Origin of the sequence: Pedobacter sp. UBA5917 (assembly GCF_002432345.1) — a bacterium.
In the GTDB taxonomy this organism is placed as follows: Bacteria; Bacteroidota; Bacteroidia; order Sphingobacteriales; family Sphingobacteriaceae; genus Pedobacter.
Genome location: NZ_DJDT01000310.1, coordinates 1 through 17036, shown reverse-complemented (window position 1 = coordinate 17036; position 17036 = coordinate 1). Strand labels below are relative to the sequence as shown.

Genomic DNA, 17036 nt, shown 5'->3' with positions numbered 1-17036 from the left:
CTTTATCGTCGGCCTTTCGGTAGCCGCTAAAAGCAGGTGTAATGCGGATATAACTTGTGGTAAAGGGTTTGGGGAGTTCTTTTACCCAGCCGATGTAGAATTTTCCGCTGTCCATGGTAAACTGTAAAAGATGTGCGTCAAAGAAAGATGAACTCAGTAATAATTCAAATTCATTTCCTGATGTAGATATGGCCCTTTTTATGGCCTTGAGCCGGTTGATAAATAAATTGGCGATTTCTGTAGCAACAACCGCAACAAATAGCGACATACTGGTTGTTCCGAAATAAGGCGTATGGATAGGAAGTAATTTGGAGAGATGTTCTATCGTTTCAGGCCAGATAGCTACCAGGATAGCCCTTAACAAAAAGCATGCACCTAGTAAAAGAATACCTGCAAAAGCGGAGTTTAATAATATACGCTGACTTTCGAGCCGGTATTGTACATACCGCAGGTACCTGAACCTGATTAAAATATAGTAGCCGCCTACAAGAGGGAACAAAAGTAGGTTAAAAGGCATCTATAAGACTATTTCTTGTTTTTATTCTTTTCTATTTTCTTAAAAATACTCGATTCCATTAATGAGCTTACCATTTGGATAATCCTTGGCTGCGCAAAAAAATCGGGACTTTTAATATAGAGCTTTCCGCTGCTATTGGCATGGATAATACCATCTAATTCGCCGTGTTTTCTCATATATCAAATTTACACATATTTTTTAAATATCTGAAAAACAATATTAAGATCAAAAAGTTTAGTTTTGCTTGTGTTTTTAGCTAAAGAAGAAGTAGAAAAACCTTATAATTTAAAATTCTTTATTTAGGCTTGTAAATCAAAAATAAAATTAGGATATTTGCATCCTCTAAAATAGAGGTAGAAAGACTAATAGGAAATGTCATAAGCGTTGTTGCCAGCAAATTGCAAGAATGTTCTTGATGCTTTCACACAAATAACTAAAAATAATATTCAAATGAAAAAAGATTTGCACCCAACAAGCTACAGACCAGTTGTTTTTAAAGATATGTCTAACGAATATGCTTTCTTAACAAAATCTTGCGTAGATACTAAAGAAACAATTAAATGGGAAGATGGTAACGAGTATCCTCTATATAAATTAGAGATTTCTCACACTTCACACCCTTTTTATACTGGTAAAATGAAATTGGTTGATACTGCAGGACGTATCGATAAATTCAAAAACCGTTACGCTAAGAAATAATTTTAGCTGTAAAAAGCATTTTTTGAAGTCCCTTTGCCGAAAGCATCGGGACTTTTTTTATTTTTGCAGCTTATGACAATCAATTTATTTGATGATGCTTGCTGGGCGTCGCTCCGCCCGCTTACTTTTACCAGGCCAGTGGCCGATCTGCGCATTGGTATTTTAACCATTGCCGAAAAATGGGGCAAGTATTTAAATGCCGATTTTGGCTTTTATACCCAGGATTATCTTTCCATAAAATTTGCTCCGAAACCTAATGCCGATTTATTCATAAACGGTTCTGTTTGTCCGGATGAAGCTTTACTAAATGCAGTTTCAGGTCTTAAAGCAGGCGAGGCTCTTTATAAAGAAAATATTGTTGTAGCTTATATTGCCGATCATCACGATCTTGAAGCTGTTAAATTGCTAAAACAGATTGAATATCCCGGAGATTTTGTACAGGTAGTTTACCCTGAAAATATTTTCGGTCATAATCCTGCAGAAATCAGGAAAGATTTTAAATTATTAACTGAGGGACGTACTTCGGCCAAGATAAGCGGCACCAACCAATTGCTTGGTGAGGATATTTTTCTCGAAGAAGGCGCAAAAATTGAGTGCAGTGTGCTTAACAGTGGCTACGGACCTATCTACATCGGTAAAAATGCCGAAGTTTGGGAAGGATCTTTAATCAGGGGTTCTTTTGCACTTTGCGAAAATTCATCCGTAAAAATGGGTGCAAAAATATATTCAGGCACTACAATCGGTCCGAACAGCCGTGCAGGTGGCGAAATTAACAATTCTGTAATCTGGGGCAACTCGGCCAAAGGGCACGAAGGCTATCTGGGCAATTCGGTAATGGGCGAATGGTGTAATATCGGTGCCGATACCAACAACTCGAATTTGAAGAACAACTACGCAGAAGTTAAACTTTACGATTACGAAAGCCGGAAAATGCGGAATACCAATCTGCAGTTTTGTGGTTTAATTATGGCTGATCATGCTAAATCAGGCATCAACACCATGTTTAATACAGGTACTATAGTAGGGGTGAGTGCCAATGTTTTTGGTGGCGGACTTCCACCAAACCATATACCCGATTTTAGTTGGGGAGGAGGCAATAGTTTTGAAGCGTATAAATTGGATAAAATGCTAGAAACCACCGAAAAGGTATTCGCAAGAAAGAACCTGCCTTTAACAGAAGTAGAAAAAAACATTATTGCAAAAGTATTTGAATTAACCGAATCGTATAGACGATTTTAATATAAAACCTTGATCTTGAAGGATCAACCAACCATTAAATAATACAAAATGAGAAAAAAGATTGTTGCCGGTAACTGGAAAATGAACTTAGATTACAACGAAGGTGTTTCGTTGTTCAGCGAAATCGTAAATATGGTTAAAGATGAGCGCAAAGGCGATCAGCTGGCTATTATTTGCTCACCGTTTATTCATTTAAACAGCTTGGCAAAATTGGGTGGTAACGATGTTAAAATTGGTGCTCAAAACATCAGCGATAAAGAAAGTGGTGCATATACAGGCGAAACTTCTGCTAAAATGGTAAAATCTGTTGGTGCAGAATATGTGATTTTAGGTCACTCTGAGCGCAGACAGTATTTTGCTGAAAGCGATGAATTATTAGCTGCAAAAACAAAAACAGCTTTGGCACACGGTTTAACCCCAATTTTCTGCATCGGCGAGACTTTGGATGAGCGTAACAATGGTAGCTACTACGAAGTATTGAAAAAACAATTGGTAGAAGGTATTTTTGGCTTAACCGAAGAAGATTTCAAAAAAATCGTGATCGCTTATGAACCGGTTTGGGCTATCGGAACAGGTTTAACTGCTTCACCAGAGCAGGCGCAGGATATCCACGCTTTTATCCGCAGTGAAATTGAGGCGAAATACGGTTTCAATGTGGCTGATGATACAACTATTTTATATGGTGGTAGCTGTAACCCGGGCAATGCGGCAAGTTTATTCTCCCAAAAAGATATTGATGGTGGCCTGATTGGTGGAGCATCGTTAAAATCACGCGATTTTACAGATATTATTAAAGCATTAAACAGCTAAATGCAATACATTAAAGCAATATTTACATTCAAAGGTATCGAAGACTATCAGCAGGATCTGCTCATCAGCGATCTTGCCGATTTAGGCTTCGATACTTTCGAAGATAGTGAGGGTGGGTTTACGGCTTTCGTAATCAAGGATAATTTTAACGAGCAGGAATTAAAAGATCTGTTGGGTAATTACAGTGAAGAATTTGCAACTGAATATACTTTAGAAGATGTTGCCGACGAAAACTGGAATGCCGAATGGGAGAAAAATTTCAGTCCGCTGATTATTGATGATGTGTGTTATGTAAGGGCAACCTTCCATGAGCCACAGCCATCGTATCCTTACGAGATTATAATCGATCCTAAAATGTCTTTTGGTACCGGTCACCACCAAACTACTACCATGGTGATGCAGTATATTTTAGCTGCTGATATTAAAGATAAAAACATCCTGGATATGGGCTGCGGAACGGCGATTTTAGCTATTCTGGCCGCAAAACTCGGTGCTAAAAGTTTAATGGCAATCGATTATGATGATATCTGTTATCAAAGTACAATCGAAAATGCCGCGCTTAATCATGTAGATAATTTACAGGCACTTTGTGGTAGTAAAGAAGTAATCCCAAATGACGAATATGATGTTATTTTTGCCAATATCAATCGCAATATCCTTTTAGATCAGATTAGCCGTTATGCCGAAGTTTTAAAGGCAGGAGGCAAAATTTTCTTCAGTGGCTTTTATCTGGATCCCGATTTAAGCTTGATTACAGCCGAATGTGCTAAATATGGCATTAAATACGTTGATCATAAACAGAACGGCGATTGGGTTGCGGCTCAATTTGAAAAGAAGTAAGATGTATGATGGAAAATGGATGATGTGGAAAGCACACATTCAATAATTCATTCATTCAAAATTCAATCATTAAAAATATGCGCATACATTTTATAGCGATTGGTGGAAGTGCCATGCACAACTTAGCCATTGCCCTACATAAAAAAGGATATCAGATTTCGGGTTCCGATGATGTGATTTTTGAACCTGCAAAATCGCGATTGGATAAATATGGCCTTTTGCCTGCCGAAATGGGTTGGGATGAAAATCGTATTTCAAAAGATCTTGATGCGGTGATTTTAGGTATGCATGCCCGGATTGATAACCCTGAACTGTTAAAAGCACAGGAACTAGGTATTAAAATCTATTCTTATCCCGAATATATTTACGAACAGAGCAAAAATAAACTGCGTGTAGTAATTGGCGGCAGTCATGGTAAAACAACCATTACCAGTATGATTTTGCATGTGTTAAATTATTACAAACGCGATTTCGATTACCTGGTTGGTGCGCAGCTGGCCGGTTTCGAAACCATGGTTAAAGTAACCGAAGAAGCACCAGTAATGATTATTGAAGGCGATGAGTATTTATCGTCACCGATTGACAGAAGACCGAAATTTCACCTGTATAAAGCAAATGTTGCCGTAATTAGTGGTATAGCCTGGGATCACATCAATGTTTTTCCCACTTATGCCGATTATACGCTGCAGTTTGATAAATTTATCGATACCATCGAAGCTAATGGTACATTGATTTATTGTAAAGCGGATGCCGATCTGAATGAAATTGTATCAAATTCAAAAGCAGAAATCACCAAAATCGGTTATGCAATTCCCGAACATGAAATCAGAAACGGGATAACTTATCTGCTTCCGGAAGAAACGGCACTGCAGATTTTTGGCGATCACAACCTGATGAACTTAAATGCAGCTAAATTGGTGTGTAAACAGTTAAACATCAGTGAAACAGAATTTGATGCCGCAATTGCTTCGTTTACAGGTGCTGCCAAACGTTTGGAAGTTATTTCTGCCGATGATTCGACAAATGTTTATAAAGATTTTGCGCATTCGCCATCAAAGCTAAAGGCTACTATTGATGCGGTTAAAGCCCAGTTTACCAACCGTAAATTGGTAGCCTGTATCGAATTACATACTTTTAGCAGTTTGAACAAAGACTTTTTAAAAGAATATACCGGGGCAATGGATAAAGCTGATGAGGCCATTGTATTTATTGATATTAAATCTTTTGAGCAAAAACGCATGGAACCTTTTTCTGAAGATGATGTGCAACAAGCTTTTGCAAACCCAAAATTGAAATTTTTTAATGATGCTGCGAAGCTGAAAAACTATTTGTTAAGCCTCAACTACAAAAATACCAATCTGCTAATGATGAGCTCTGGCAATTATGCAGGTTTCGATCTTCCTGAACTGGCTGCTTCTTTGGAGAAGTGAGATTGGAGATATGAGATTTGAGACATGAGTTGACTCCACTCAAATCTATTATCTCAAATCCCTTATTGTGTTTCATATCTCACATCTAGTATCTCACATCTATAAATTGAAAAGCATCGGAGACCGCATCAAACAAAGCAGATTGGCCTTAGGTTTAAGTCAGGCTGATGCTGCCAAAAAATTAAATATCTCTACTCCGGCTTTCTGCAAAATAGAAACAGGTCAAACCGATCTCAATATTTCCCGCTTGCTCCAAATTTCTAAAACATTTAAAGTTTCCGTTATACAATTAATCGATGGTAAAGCATTAGGAGCTGATTCTTCTGCAGAATTGGCTGCACTTAAAAAAGAACTGATTGAAAAGGAAGAAGAGATTAATAAACTCCGTAAAAAGGTGATCGATTTATACGATAAACTCGGAATATAAAATTTGGTTAGCCGCTTATTTGGCCGACTAATTATCATAATAAAATTATATAATAGAATAAAATTCATTTTTATTTAAAATATTTTGAATTTTGTTCTAAATATTTATAGTTTTATAGAATGGTAATCGAAAATAATTTTAGTCTGGATCATGTCGATCTGGCTATACTCAGATTAATGCAGGATAATGCCCGGATCTCGAACGTAGATTTGGCTAAGGCATTGGATCTTGTTCCCTCAGCTGTGCTGGAGCGCGTAAAAAAACTCGAAAAGAAAAATGTAATTACCGGATATAATGCCAAGGTAAATCCTGTTGCGGTTGATTTAAAATTACTGGCTTTTATTTCGATGAAATCGGCGCAAAGTTTTAGCTGCAACGATACGGCAAGCGAGCTGGCAAAAATCCCCGATGTACAGGAAGTGCATGTAATTGCAGGCGACGATTGTTTTTTGGTGAAGGTAAGAACAACAGATTCGGCTTCGTTAATGGCTTTGCTTCGCGATGAGTTTAGCAAAGTGCCCAATATTTTATCGGTGAAGACAACTATTGTGCTGGAAACGGTAAAAGAACAACAACAACTGGTAATCCCTCAAAAATAAAATCATGACAAATTTAAATAAAACAGCATCTCCGGTAATGGTTTACCTGGCCTTTGCCATCGTATATATTGTATGGGGTTCTACCTACTTTTTCATCCAGAAAGCCTTGGTGGGTTTTCCTCCTTTTACCCTGGGCATTGTAAGATTTATCACTGCAGGCGTTTTGTTATTGGGTTGGTGTAAGATAAAAGGAGAGGAGATTTTTAACTTAAAAACCATAAAAATTGCAGCGGTAAGTGGTATTTTAATGCTTGGTTTGGGTAATGGTATCGTAATTTGGGTAGAACAGTTTATTCCAAGCGGTTTGGTAGCCATTATGGTGGCTTCGGCAGCAATATGGTTTGTAATTCTTGATAAATCGCACTGGAAAGAGAATTTGAGCAATAAATACATTGTATCGGGTTTGATTATTGGTTTTTTAGGTGTTGTACTCTTATTTGGCGATCAGATTATGCAGGCGCTCGATAAGCCGCAGAGTAACCTGCAGATTATAGGTATGATATTACTTGTTTTCGGACCTATTGCTTGGGCCGGTGGATCGCTTTATTCGAAATATCATCCCACTACGGAGAGTTCTGTTTCTGTAAATACAGGCTGGCAAATGTTAATGGCAAGTTTGGCCTTTATGCCGGGAGCGGTATTAAAATCTGAATTTAAATTATTGGATTGGAGCAGTATACCGCTTGATGCATGGTTATCGATCATTTACCTGATCCTCTTCGGTTCGATCGCTGCATTTAGTGCTTATGTATGGTTGCTAAAGGTGCGTCCGGCTACACAGGTAAGTACTTATGCTTATGTAAATCCGGTTGTGGCGGTATTATTAAGTTTAACTTTTACCAACGAGGTAATCGGACTTACACAGGTAATTGGTTTGGTGATTATTTTAGGAAGTGTATTGCTGATTAATTTGCCGAAGTATAAAAGTGCGTAGGGAAAAATAAATTGGTTCGTGGCAACACGAACTACGGCATATCGTCATTTCGACTGAAGTGTAACGAAACGGAGAAATCTGTTTCATAAAACTTAAAAAAAATGAAATTGAGTTTTTCCGTGTTTTCAGTGAATCCGTGGCAAGAAAATAAAAAAGGTTCGTGGCAACACGAACCTTGGAGAATAATTTTATAATTATCATTATTGCATTGACAAAGCCTGGCGATTAAAACACCTTGCGCATCGTTAAATGTTTTTTGCCAAAGGTTGCACCGGTGGCTTTATGGATTGCAATCATCTGTTCGTTAAAGTCACCAACCCAACTTAATTCAAGTTCTTTGTATTGGTTTTTAGGCAATACATACTCGCCCAGGCGGATAAAAAGGACAGATTCTAAACCATGTTTCTGGTATTTTGGTTTTGTACCCATTACAATGGCCCTCATACGGGTAACGCCCACCCAGCGGCGGTAGGCAAATTTTAACTTTTCAATTAAGCCCAATTTGCCATCAAAACCTTTAATCATCTGGTTTGCATCAGGGATTAACACCACAAAAGATGCAGGCTCGCCATTAAAATAGGCAAATTGGATCAAATGCTCGTCCATAATGGGTTCCATACTTTTAAAACTTTCTTCGAGTGTTTCGCGTTTGATCGGAACAAAATTTTCGAAATCCTGCCAGCCGTCATTATAAATTTCCATTAAATCGTTAATGTATTTGCTGGAATTGGCTTTGCTGAAATATTCGAAAGTATAACCAGGTTTATTTCTTACCCAATTGGCTATTTTGGTAAAACGCTCCGGGAAAGGAATGGTAAGGTTAATGTGATTGGTTAGTTGTTCGTATTCGGTAACAAAACCATATTTCTTGAAAAACTTTTGATAATATGGAAAGTTATAGTTCATCCCAAAAGAAGGAGGGGTAAAGCCATCAACCAATAAGCCCCAAAAAGTATCGTTTTCTCCAAAGTTAATCGGCCCATCCATGGCTTTCATACCATTTTCGGATAGCCATGCTTTAGCAGTATCGAATAACAAAAAAGCTGCTTTTTCATCATCAATACATTCGAAAAAACCCATGCCACCGGTTGGCTGATCATAATGATAAGCTTTTTTCTCATTAATAAAAGCAGCTACACGACCTATCAATTTCCCTGCATCGTCTTTTAAAACCCAGCGTGTACATTTTCCATGTGCAAAAAAGGTGTTTTTTTCCGGATTAAAAACGTTTTCTACCTCACTATCCAATGGACAGATCCAGTTTTTGTCGTTTTTGTATAAAAGCTTAGGCGTATTTAGAAAATCTTTTTTTAATGATGGATTGCTTACGGGTATAATTTGCATGGGCACATTTTAAAATTAAAAAGCATCCTACCAAGCGGGCGGATGCTTTTTCAAATATATGTTTTTTTAAATATTAATAATCGTCGTCGTCGTCATCGAAATTATCGAAGTTATCAATATCATCTAATGGCATGTCAAAATTGTCATCATCATCATCGTCTTGAGACTTCTTTTTCGTTGTTTGAATATCGTCATCATCTTCAAGATCATCATCTTCGTCTACCTGTTTCTTGGTAGTCGGCTTAGTTGGGAGTTTCTTTGGCGCTTTCATAACACAAAAATAAAAATTGCTTTTATAGTTTAAAAATACAAAAAAACTTTTTTTAATAACAACCTGGAAGCAAAGAAATTAAATTATTTATTCAACTTTTTCACCCACGCTATTTTCTTCTTTTACGATATCTTTTAACTGTGGAAGCTGACTTAGGTTATTTAAACCAAAATAATCCATAAATAGGGTGCTGGTGGTATAGAGGATAGGCCTGCCCGGTGTTTCGGCTTTACCTTCGATACTGATCAGTTCCTTTTCCAGTAAACGCTGTACAGAGTAGTCGGAATTTACTCCCCTGATCTGCTCTATTTCGAGTTTGGTAATCGGTTGGCGGTAGGCAATAATGGCCAGGGTTTCCATTGCTGCCTGACTTAATTTTTTCTTCGAGCGATGCAGTTGTAACTGGTTAACGGTTTCGTGGTAATCTTTTTTGGTAAGGAACTGGTAACCGTTATTTAAATAAACCAGCTCTATGGCAAAGTCTTCCTGACTGTATTTTTCTTTGATCTGTTCGATGCTCTCGAATACCTGGATTTCGATAAACTCCTCGTTAAAAACAGCGTTAAGGGCTAGTATGATTTCCTGTGTACCAATACTTTGGCTGGAAGAGAATATGAGGGCTTCGATGTGCCTGGTGATGTTGTGATTGGGCATATACAAAAATAGAATTTTTGGGCATAAAAAAAGCGGTCTCGCTTTTAAAAACAAGACCGCTTTCAACACACAAATGAAACCTGAATTAAGATATAGTTTTAGGTTAGGTTATTAAATATCTATATCAATTCTATAAGAACGTCTTTGATAAACACTATCGTTTATTTCTAACACAAGTTTAAGGCTAAACAGGGTTGCTTCAAGGTTCTATTTAGTGAGTGGTATTAATAATTGAGTAAACGGTAAAATTTCTATTTTAACGGTATAGAAATGGATACTGTTGTACCGTTTATGGTATTTTGTTTCACATTTAGGTGTATAGGTTTTGCTCCAATCTGCCCTAAAAGGTGTAATCTTTCTTTGGTAAGCTGCATTCCTTTACTGATATGGGTTTCCTTTTTATCCTTCAGCGAATTGTCTATGCCAATTCCATCATCAATAATTTCGATGTTCAGGTAAAATTCATCCTGCAGTTTAATGTTGATCTGAATTTCACCACCGGTTTCTTTGGGCATAATACCATGCCATATCGCATTTTCTACATAAGGCTGTAACAGCATAGATGGGATAAAGGTTTCTTCTTTATCAATATCTTCATCGATATTAAAAATGTATTCGAGTTTATCCCCGAAACGGTTTTTCTCGAGTTTTAGATAAAGATTGAGGTATTCGAGTTCTTCTTCTAATGAGATATAGCTTTTTGTACAGATTTCGAGGTTTTTTCTGATCAGTCGTGCAAATCCTGTTAAAACTTTATTGGCTGAGGCCGTATTCTGTGTATTGATGTAATGCTGGATGGAATTCATTACATTAAATACAAAATGCGGATTCATCATGGCCTGCAATGCCTGTTGCTCGAGCATGAGTACCTTGTTTTTGAGTAATAACTGTTCCTGCTCCTTATCTTTCTGTTTGCGGGTAATGTAAACAGCCACTTTATAGAAAATATAAGCTACAAGGAGGATCAGGATGGATAAAAACCATAAACTTTGCCAGAAATGTTTTTTAATGGTGAAAGAGATTTTTGCCGATTCGCCCCAGTTGCCGTTCTGGCTTTTGGCACTCACCTCAAAAACATAATCGCCGGGTTGTAGAGAGGAGAAATCCAAACGCCGTGTACGTGTTTCTATCCATGGCGAATTTTCGTTTAAACGATAACGGTAGGTAATGTCGCTTGTAGTAAAATCAACCGCACTAAAGGTAAATAAAATGGTATTGTTCCCTGTTTCGAAGGTAAAGTTTCCCTGATCCACCGGTAAACGTTCATTATCCTTGATAATAGAGGTAACATATACCTTTGGCAGGTTCTTAATGATATTTTTATTGTTGTATTTGAATAAAATCAATCCTTTATTGGTGGCAAAGTAAGCCGTACTGTCGTCAATAAATAAACTGTTGATATCGTCGCTCAAAAGGTCTTTTCCGTAGTCGAAATTAGCTACACTGGGCTGATTGGGATAATCGGCAATTTTATTAACGCCTTTATTGGTCAGTACCCATATTTCGTTATTTTTTACAAATATTTTGGTACAGATATTATTGGTTAAACCATCTTTTTGGGTAATCTGGGTGGTAATCCGGTTGTCTTTATAAAAGATAAGGCCATAGCCATCTGTTGCCAGTATAAGTGTACCATCTGCAAGTTCCTGGATATCGTTTATCCTTTTGGTAAGCAGGGGATGATTTTCGTAATGTTTGATCAACCTGCCTTTTGCGAACTGGGATAAACCGTTTACGTTCGAAAACCATAAACTGCCTTCGCGATCATAAAATACATGGTAGGAGCGGTCTTTAAAAAAATCTTCCTTTTCGCGGTATTTTGCAGCGTTAAATTCGAATTTGTTTCTCCTGTCGGATAAGAAAACCACACCTGATGATAGTGCAAGCGCCAATTGGTTATTGTTTTCGCCAATACTAAAGTGTTTGATCACAAACATAGAATTGTTCGATTCCTTTAAATAACTTACTTCATCGGTGCCGCTATAAATATTTTTAAAAACACCCATCCCATAATCAGATGCGAAATAGATAGATTGATCTTTCGGATCGTATGTGAGCTGTTTAACGGTTTTATATTTTTTGAAATCATCGAGGCCAACTTCATCAACCTGGTAATTATTGATGCTTAATACATCGATTACGGCATCATCGGTGCCCAACCACAAGCGGTTTTTACCATCTTTGGTAATGCTTTTGATCACGTTACTGCTGAGGCCCGATTCGGCATCGATAATGGATAAACGGTTATTCGCATTCGGGAGCATATAAATGCCCTGGTTGGTAGCAAACCAAATATTCTGGTTATTGTCCTTTATCACCTGGTTAACGGCAATATCCTGTAAATACTGAACGGTTTTACCATTTTTATCAAGGGCAAAAGCACCATTGGCGTTTGATAGCCACACTTCTTTACTGGTAACGTCGTAATAAAAATAACCCGACATATTTTTGATCAGATTCTGCGGAATCGGGATCAGATCGTTGATGATGCCATGCCTGTATTGCTTTAGGCCGCCACTATCCAGATAAAATAACGATCGGTGCGAGCTGTTCGCAGCTGTCATGTAAGAAAGCGGCTGTACTTTAGATTTCACCATGGAAAAAGTTTTTCCATTAAACTGCTGCACACTTAAATCACTGTATGCAAAAATATTTCCCTGCTCATCCTCGTGGATAAAGGCATTGATAAATTTATCATTCAGATTAGGGGAAATGTATTTTTTGATCGTTTTTCCATCCCAGCAAACAATCAGGTTGGCATTGGTGCCGAGCCATATCCTTCCGGCTTTATCAACCAAAAAAGAAACAATTACAGTGTTGAAATTGAGTTTTTTAAGCAATTCATCGTTGTCCTGGTTATAAAATTTGCCCTCTTTAAGGTAACTTAACTGTCCATTGAGTGCAAAAAACCACAAACGGCCATCTTTGTCCTCTTTCATCTGGAGGATCTGCGTATCTGGCAAACCATCTTCGATCGTGAAATTCTGGAAATTGGTGCCGTCAAAACGGCTTAAACCATTATCTGTTGCAATCCAGATAAAGCCTTTTTTATCCTGTAAAATATAATAACAGTTGTTGCTGGCCAGCCCGTTCTTGGTGTTGTAATGGGGGAGGTAAGTGGTTTGGGCAAAAAGATTTTTTGGATTGATAAAGCCCAGCGTTAAAAATAAAAAGGCAATAAAAGTATAGCTGAAGTTAAACTTCAGCCTAGCTTTTTGAGCTAATGATCCAACTTTTATCTGTGGTTTAATGATCACCGTTTGCTTTTGTAAATAACTTTATTTTTTCAAAAAAGTCGCTTGCACGTCTTCTCGAAATGTTAATGCTTTCGCCGTTTTTCAGAAAAACCTGAAGTCCGTTTTTAGAATTATATTCCTTTAAGTGGTTAAGATTAATGATGCTTGATTTATGGATCCTGACGAACTGATCGGTTGGCAGCAGCTCCTCAAACTCCCTTAAAACTTTCGAAACGGTAATTTTATCATGGTTGTTTAAGTGCACGATAGAGTAATTGCTATCGGCTTCGATATAGATAATATCGTCGATATCGATCATTTTAAAACCCTGCCCATAGGGTAAGGTAAGTTTCCTGATTTCGGCCCTGGAGCTTAAACTTGAGGCGAGATTATTGATCCTTTCGTCGTTTTCGTTCTGGCCTTTAAACAGTTTAATGTGCTGAAAAACCTTCTCTACGGCCGTTTTAAGCTCATCAATATCGATTGGTTTTAAAAGGTAATCGAGCGCATTGGCCTTAATTGCTTTTAGTGCGTACTGATCGTAAGCCGTGGTAAATATCACGGCAGCATTGTGTTTTTGGGCATCGGGTATCAATTCGAAACCATTACCACCCGGCATGGCAATGTCGAGAAAAATTAAATCGATGGGATGGTGTGCCAGGATATCTTTTGCTTCTGTCACCGACCTCGCAATACCGGTAATTTCTACCTGCGAACAGTTCTGCTGTAGCAAAAAAAATAACGACGATCGGGCAAACTCCTCATCATCAACAATAATGGCTTTTAATGTAGTCATGGTTATAGGTTGGTGAATGTATTAAAATGCGCTTATAAAAAAAAATGGAAAAGCAAAAAACCAGTGCACTGATTGTCACGTATGTATCATCAAACGAATTCAAAACCACTAAACATAGATGACTATGAAAAACAATGAACTAGAAACAAAAAATGAACTTCAGGAAAAAAGTTTATTTGACAAAACTGTAGGCAGAAGATCCTTTCTTCAGTACGCAGGTGCAGGTGCCGCTGGCATTGCTTTGGTTGCTGCCGGTTGTAAAAAAGACCGTGGTTACGAAAACCCAGTAATGAACGGTGGTGTAACATTAGATTTTAAAGACGATTTCGGCGTATTAAATTATGCTTATGCTTTAGAACAGTTAGAGGCTGCGTTTTATATTAAGGTAGCTTCAGCTCCGGCATCAGATTTTACCCCGGTACAAAAAAGTTATTTTACGGATGTACAGTTTCACGAAATTGCGCATAGAGAGTTCTTTAAAAAAGCATTAAGTACTGCAGCTATTCCTAGTTTAGAGGTAGATTTTTCTTCTATTGATTTTACTAAAGCCGCGAGTGTACTGGCAGCGGCAAAAACTTTTGAAGATTTAGGTGTTGCTGCTTATAATGGGGCAGGCAGATTACTTGTAAGTGGTGATTTTCTTTTGATAGCAGGTAAAATCGTTTCGGTAGAAGCACGTCATGCTTCTTGGGTGAGGGATCAGATTACACCCGGGTCATTTTCTGATTTAGCATCGCTTTCAGCATTCGGTGCAGATAGTACTAATGCGTTGGACGGCGCATTAACACCAGATAAAGTTTTGCCGTTGGCCAAACCATTCATTAAAACAGCAATTTCAGTAATCAATCTTAAAACTCAAAACTAAGCAATCATGAATATCTTAAATATACTAGAAGAAATTGAAAAAGTTGATGGAGAAATCTATGAAAGATTAAATCCACGACGTAAAGCGATGCAGGATTTTTATAACATCGGTAAAAAAATCTCTTTGGCTGCACTTCCATTGGCTATGGGTTCGCTGTTTCAAAAGGCTTATGGCCAAACACCTACAAGTACAGTAACTGATGTTCTGAATTTTGCTTTAGGCTTAGAGTATTTAGAATGGAACTTTTATAATCATGCATTGGTAGCTACGCCTAGTTTAGTTCCTGATACAAATGGTGCCAAAACTGCGATTACCTTAATCCGTGATCACGAGCGTGCACACGTTAACTTATTAAAATCTGTATTAAACATTACAACACCTACCGATCCGGCCAGTGATGGTACCAAATATGCCGATTATCAGTTTGAAGCAGTATTGGCTGATGTTTTTACCAATTATCAAAGCTTTTTAAAAGTGGGTGTTGCTTTAGAGGATACTGGTGTTAGGGCGTATAAAGGTCAGGCAGGTATTTTATCTCAAGGTGGAGATTTAAGTAAGAATGCAGTTTTAAAAACGGCTTTACAAATCCATGCAGTTGAAGCACGCCATGCTGCTCATTTACGTGCAATGGCAGCTGCATCTTTAGGTGTTAATTTAAAACCTTGGATTGCATATGCCGCAAATGGAAATGATACAGGTATTGGGTTAGTTGATGGGAACTATGCAGGTGAACAAAATACAACCCAAGCAGGTGTAGACATTACATCTTTATTTACTGCAGCAAATGGTTCTCCTGTATTAACTGGAGCAGCAGCACAAACTGCAGCAGCAGAATGTTTTGATGAAGCATTAGATGGTGTTAGCGTTAAAAAACTTGCAAATGCGTTTATTAAATCATCAAGCGGTAAACAATTTACATAGGATAACCAAAATATTTACATTATTGATTAGGTAATGTTTAGTTTAAGGTAGGGAGGTAGAACTTAAGTTTTACTTCCCTTTTTTTGTTTTATATATATAAATATATATACAACTATGAGTTGTTTTAATTGTAGTTTTTTAATACAATATTGTAGTTTTTTGATTATATATTAGTTGGATAAAATCTAATAATAAAAACAATGAAAACAAAAATCTACATCTACGTTCTATTTACATGTCTTTTTGCAATTTCTTCTTGTAAAAAGGATAACAATTTAGTTCAGAAAGATCTAATGACGGCAAGTTCCGGTTATGGATCCGCTAAGCTTGAAAGTGGTTATCTATCTTTTAAAGATTACCAAAGTTTTATTTCTGCAATGAAAAACATTTATTCTTTAAAGCCAGTTGAGAGAGAGAATGAAGAAAAATCTCTCGGATTTGTATCTATGAAGACTATTTATTCTAATTTCAATAAAGAGTTAGATGCGTTAGAAAAGTTAAGTAAAGAAGAGTATTTCAAGGGATATGATCTACTAAAAGAAAAGTATAAGAAAGAAATTACCTTCACTGATAACTCTTATACTTTAAACTGTTCAGGGTTAGCTGAGTCGTACTTGGCAAATTCGGATGGAATTGTAAAAGTTGGAGATGATTTTTTATATTTTTCTCTTAATAGTATTAGAACATACAATAATAAATCATACTCGCAGGTATTATTTGAAACAAAAAACAAAAATATAAGTAATGAGCTAATATCTCTCAAAGCCATTAATCAAACTGGTAGTCCAAGAGAGAAAATTTCATATCTCGATGGAAGTATGGCAGGTTCAAATTCTTTTACTGTTAAAGCTTCGCCTTTTAAGTTTATCGAAGGCAATTCCGGTAGAGCACAACTTTACGCTAGGGCAAAAATTTATAATATCAATAATAGTTCTTTTGGTAATAGGGGATTTGTAACTTACGAATGTAATGCAAGACACAAGAATATTTTTGGAACTTTTAGAGAAGTCAAATATATAGCAGGGGCTTACGGACAAATTAGAATAACATTATTACAAATGGTCGAACCGACTCATATTTTTGGAGATGATGTTAGGCATCCTTATTATCCTCAAATTCAGGCAGACATAGCAACTGCGCCTAATAGTGTTGATGAGGGAACAAAAGAATTTGTGGTCGCTGCATCTAATGTTTTAATTTCCAATCATGGTGCTCTGTCTCAAAGTTTAAATACAGTACAATTTAATGATGGTATCTTTGGTGTAAATGATGATGCTATACAGCCTGATGGGTATTGGTATTATATAGAGTCGAACGGATCAATCCCAATTCTCCAAACAGCATCAGCCATAAAAGCGCAAATTCTTGGTGGTGCACCTTTTAGTTACCCTTCTGTAGATTTCGATCCATTAGATATGGCTTATTAGTATTCATTGACTCGTCCTAAAATAGGT

18 protein-coding genes are annotated in these 17036 nt (G+C 37.2%); 11 read left to right on the top strand and 7 right to left on the bottom strand.

The window, feature by feature from the left end:
• The coding region (locus B2V92_RS21655; RefSeq protein ID WP_293312087.1) for a hypothetical protein at positions 1–517 on the bottom strand (517 nt) is incomplete at its 3' end.
• An 8-nt stretch (positions 518–525) separates the two neighbouring features.
• Positions 526–693 carry a hypothetical protein gene (locus tag B2V92_RS21650; RefSeq protein WP_293312086.1) on the bottom strand — a complete coding sequence of 56 codons (168 nt, stop codon included), beginning with the start codon at positions 691–693 and terminating at the stop codon, positions 526–528.
• Positions 694–967: 274 nt separating this feature from the next.
• Between B2V92_RS21650 and B2V92_RS21645 the strand changes: the two genes are divergently transcribed.
• From B2V92_RS21645 to B2V92_RS21610, 8 genes are all read left to right on the top strand, one after another.
• Positions 968–1216 (top strand): type B 50S ribosomal protein L31, encoded by a 249-nt coding sequence (locus tag B2V92_RS21645; protein ID WP_025142617.1) that lies wholly within the window; start codon positions 968–970, stop codon positions 1214–1216.
• Positions 1217–1288: 72 nt separating this feature from the next.
• Positions 1289–2455, top strand: a complete 1167-nt coding sequence (locus tag B2V92_RS21640) for a putative sugar nucleotidyl transferase (protein WP_293312085.1) — start codon at positions 1289–1291, stop codon at positions 2453–2455.
• A gap of 48 nt (positions 2456–2503) precedes the next feature.
• Positions 2504–3265, top strand: a complete 762-nt coding sequence (tpiA, locus tag B2V92_RS21635) for a triose-phosphate isomerase (protein ID WP_293312084.1) — start codon at positions 2504–2506, stop codon at positions 3263–3265.
• A complete protein-coding gene (gene prmA / locus B2V92_RS21630; RefSeq protein WP_293312083.1) occupies positions 3266–4105 on the top strand; it encodes a 50S ribosomal protein L11 methyltransferase in 840 nt (279 codons plus the stop codon).
• Between the two features lie 77 nt (positions 4106–4182).
• Positions 4183–5535: a UDP-N-acetylmuramate--L-alanine ligase gene (locus B2V92_RS21625; protein ID WP_293312082.1), complete on the top strand. Its 1353-nt coding sequence runs from the start codon at positions 4183–4185 to the stop codon at positions 5533–5535.
• A gap of 106 nt (positions 5536–5641) precedes the next feature.
• Complete coding sequence (locus B2V92_RS21620; RefSeq protein WP_293312081.1) at positions 5642–5962, top strand: helix-turn-helix domain-containing protein; 321 nt, start codon at positions 5642–5644, stop codon at positions 5960–5962.
• Positions 5963–6081: 119 nt separating this feature from the next.
• Positions 6082–6561, top strand: coding sequence for an Lrp/AsnC family transcriptional regulator (locus B2V92_RS21615; protein ID WP_113948295.1), 480 nt, complete (start codon positions 6082–6084; stop codon positions 6559–6561).
• Between the two features lie 4 nt (positions 6562–6565).
• Positions 6566–7495 carry an EamA family transporter gene (locus B2V92_RS21610; RefSeq protein WP_293312080.1) on the top strand — a complete coding sequence of 310 codons (930 nt, stop codon included), beginning with the start codon at positions 6566–6568 and terminating at the stop codon, positions 7493–7495.
• A 225-nt stretch (positions 7496–7720) separates the two neighbouring features.
• Here the strand turns inward: B2V92_RS21610 and B2V92_RS21605 are convergent, their stop codons facing one another.
• The 5 genes from B2V92_RS21605 to B2V92_RS21585 all read right to left on the bottom strand — a co-directional run bounded on the left by B2V92_RS21605 (position 7721) and on the right by B2V92_RS21585 (position 13796).
• Positions 7721–8839: a GNAT family N-acetyltransferase gene (locus B2V92_RS21605; RefSeq protein ID WP_293312079.1), complete on the bottom strand. Its 1119-nt coding sequence runs from the start codon at positions 8837–8839 to the stop codon at positions 7721–7723.
• 73 nt (positions 8840–8912) lie between these two features.
• A complete protein-coding gene (locus B2V92_RS21600) occupies positions 8913–9110 on the bottom strand; it encodes a hypothetical protein (RefSeq protein ID WP_293312078.1) in 198 nt (65 codons plus the stop codon).
• 87 nt (positions 9111–9197) lie between these two features.
• Complete coding sequence (gene scpB / locus B2V92_RS21595; protein WP_293312077.1) at positions 9198–9764, bottom strand: SMC-Scp complex subunit ScpB; 567 nt, start codon at positions 9762–9764, stop codon at positions 9198–9200.
• A 251-nt stretch (positions 9765–10015) separates the two neighbouring features.
• Positions 10016–13021, bottom strand: a complete 3006-nt coding sequence (locus B2V92_RS21590) for a ligand-binding sensor domain-containing protein (RefSeq protein ID WP_293312076.1) — start codon at positions 13019–13021, stop codon at positions 10016–10018.
• The gene (locus tag B2V92_RS21585; protein ID WP_293312075.1) at positions 13011–13796 is read right to left on the bottom strand and encodes a LytR/AlgR family response regulator transcription factor; all 786 of its coding nucleotides are present in this window, start codon (positions 13794–13796) and stop codon (positions 13011–13013) included. Before B2V92_RS21585 ends, B2V92_RS21590 begins: the two co-directional genes overlap by 11 nt.
• A gap of 124 nt (positions 13797–13920) precedes the next feature.
• Here B2V92_RS21585 and B2V92_RS21580 point away from each other — a divergent pair, with 124 nt between their 5' ends.
• From B2V92_RS21580 to B2V92_RS21570, 3 genes are all read left to right on the top strand, one after another.
• Positions 13921–14661, top strand: coding sequence for a ferritin-like domain-containing protein (locus B2V92_RS21580; RefSeq protein ID WP_293312074.1), 741 nt, complete (start codon positions 13921–13923; stop codon positions 14659–14661).
• A gap of 6 nt (positions 14662–14667) precedes the next feature.
• Entirely contained in the window at positions 14668–15582 is a 915-nt protein-coding gene (locus B2V92_RS21575; RefSeq protein WP_293312073.1) for a ferritin-like domain-containing protein, read from the top strand.
• A 200-nt stretch (positions 15583–15782) separates the two neighbouring features.
• Positions 15783–17009: a hypothetical protein gene (locus B2V92_RS21570; RefSeq protein ID WP_293312072.1), complete on the top strand. Its 1227-nt coding sequence runs from the start codon at positions 15783–15785 to the stop codon at positions 17007–17009.
• The last annotated feature ends 27 nt before the right edge of the window (positions 17010–17036 follow it).

Excerpts from the sequence above, each read along its gene's own strand:
- B2V92_RS21640 (WP_293312085.1), top strand. The coding sequence starts at position 1,289 with ATGACAATCAATTTATTTGATGATGCTTGCTGGGCGTCGCTCCGCCCG.
- B2V92_RS21570 (WP_293312072.1), top strand. The coding sequence starts at position 15,783 with ATGAAAACAAAAATCTACATCTACGTTCTATTTACATGTCTTTTTGCA.
- tpiA (WP_293312084.1), top strand. The coding sequence starts at position 2,504 with ATGAGAAAAAAGATTGTTGCCGGTAACTGGAAAATGAACTTAGATTAC.
- B2V92_RS21615 (WP_113948295.1), top strand. The coding sequence starts at position 6,082 with ATGGTAATCGAAAATAATTTTAGTCTGGATCATGTCGATCTGGCTATA.
- B2V92_RS21645 (WP_025142617.1), top strand. The coding sequence starts at position 968 with ATGAAAAAAGATTTGCACCCAACAAGCTACAGACCAGTTGTTTTTAAA.
- B2V92_RS21575 (WP_293312073.1), top strand. The coding sequence starts at position 14,668 with ATGAATATCTTAAATATACTAGAAGAAATTGAAAAAGTTGATGGAGAA.
- B2V92_RS21600 (WP_293312078.1), bottom strand. The coding sequence starts at position 9,110 with ATGAAAGCGCCAAAGAAACTCCCAACTAAGCCGACTACCAAGAAACAG.
- scpB (WP_293312077.1), bottom strand. The coding sequence starts at position 9,764 with ATGCCCAATCACAACATCACCAGGCACATCGAAGCCCTCATATTCTCT.
- B2V92_RS21605 (WP_293312079.1), bottom strand. The coding sequence starts at position 8,839 with ATGCAAATTATACCCGTAAGCAATCCATCATTAAAAAAAGATTTTCTA.
- B2V92_RS21650 (WP_293312086.1), bottom strand. The coding sequence starts at position 693 with ATGAGAAAACACGGCGAATTAGATGGTATTATCCATGCCAATAGCAGC.
- B2V92_RS21625 (WP_293312082.1), top strand. The coding sequence starts at position 4,183 with ATGCGCATACATTTTATAGCGATTGGTGGAAGTGCCATGCACAACTTA.
- B2V92_RS21580 (WP_293312074.1), top strand. The coding sequence starts at position 13,921 with ATGAAAAACAATGAACTAGAAACAAAAAATGAACTTCAGGAAAAAAGT.
- prmA (WP_293312083.1), top strand. The coding sequence starts at position 3,266 with ATGCAATACATTAAAGCAATATTTACATTCAAAGGTATCGAAGACTAT.
- B2V92_RS21610 (WP_293312080.1), top strand. The coding sequence starts at position 6,566 with ATGACAAATTTAAATAAAACAGCATCTCCGGTAATGGTTTACCTGGCC.
- B2V92_RS21585 (WP_293312075.1), bottom strand. The coding sequence starts at position 13,796 with ATGACTACATTAAAAGCCATTATTGTTGATGATGAGGAGTTTGCCCGA.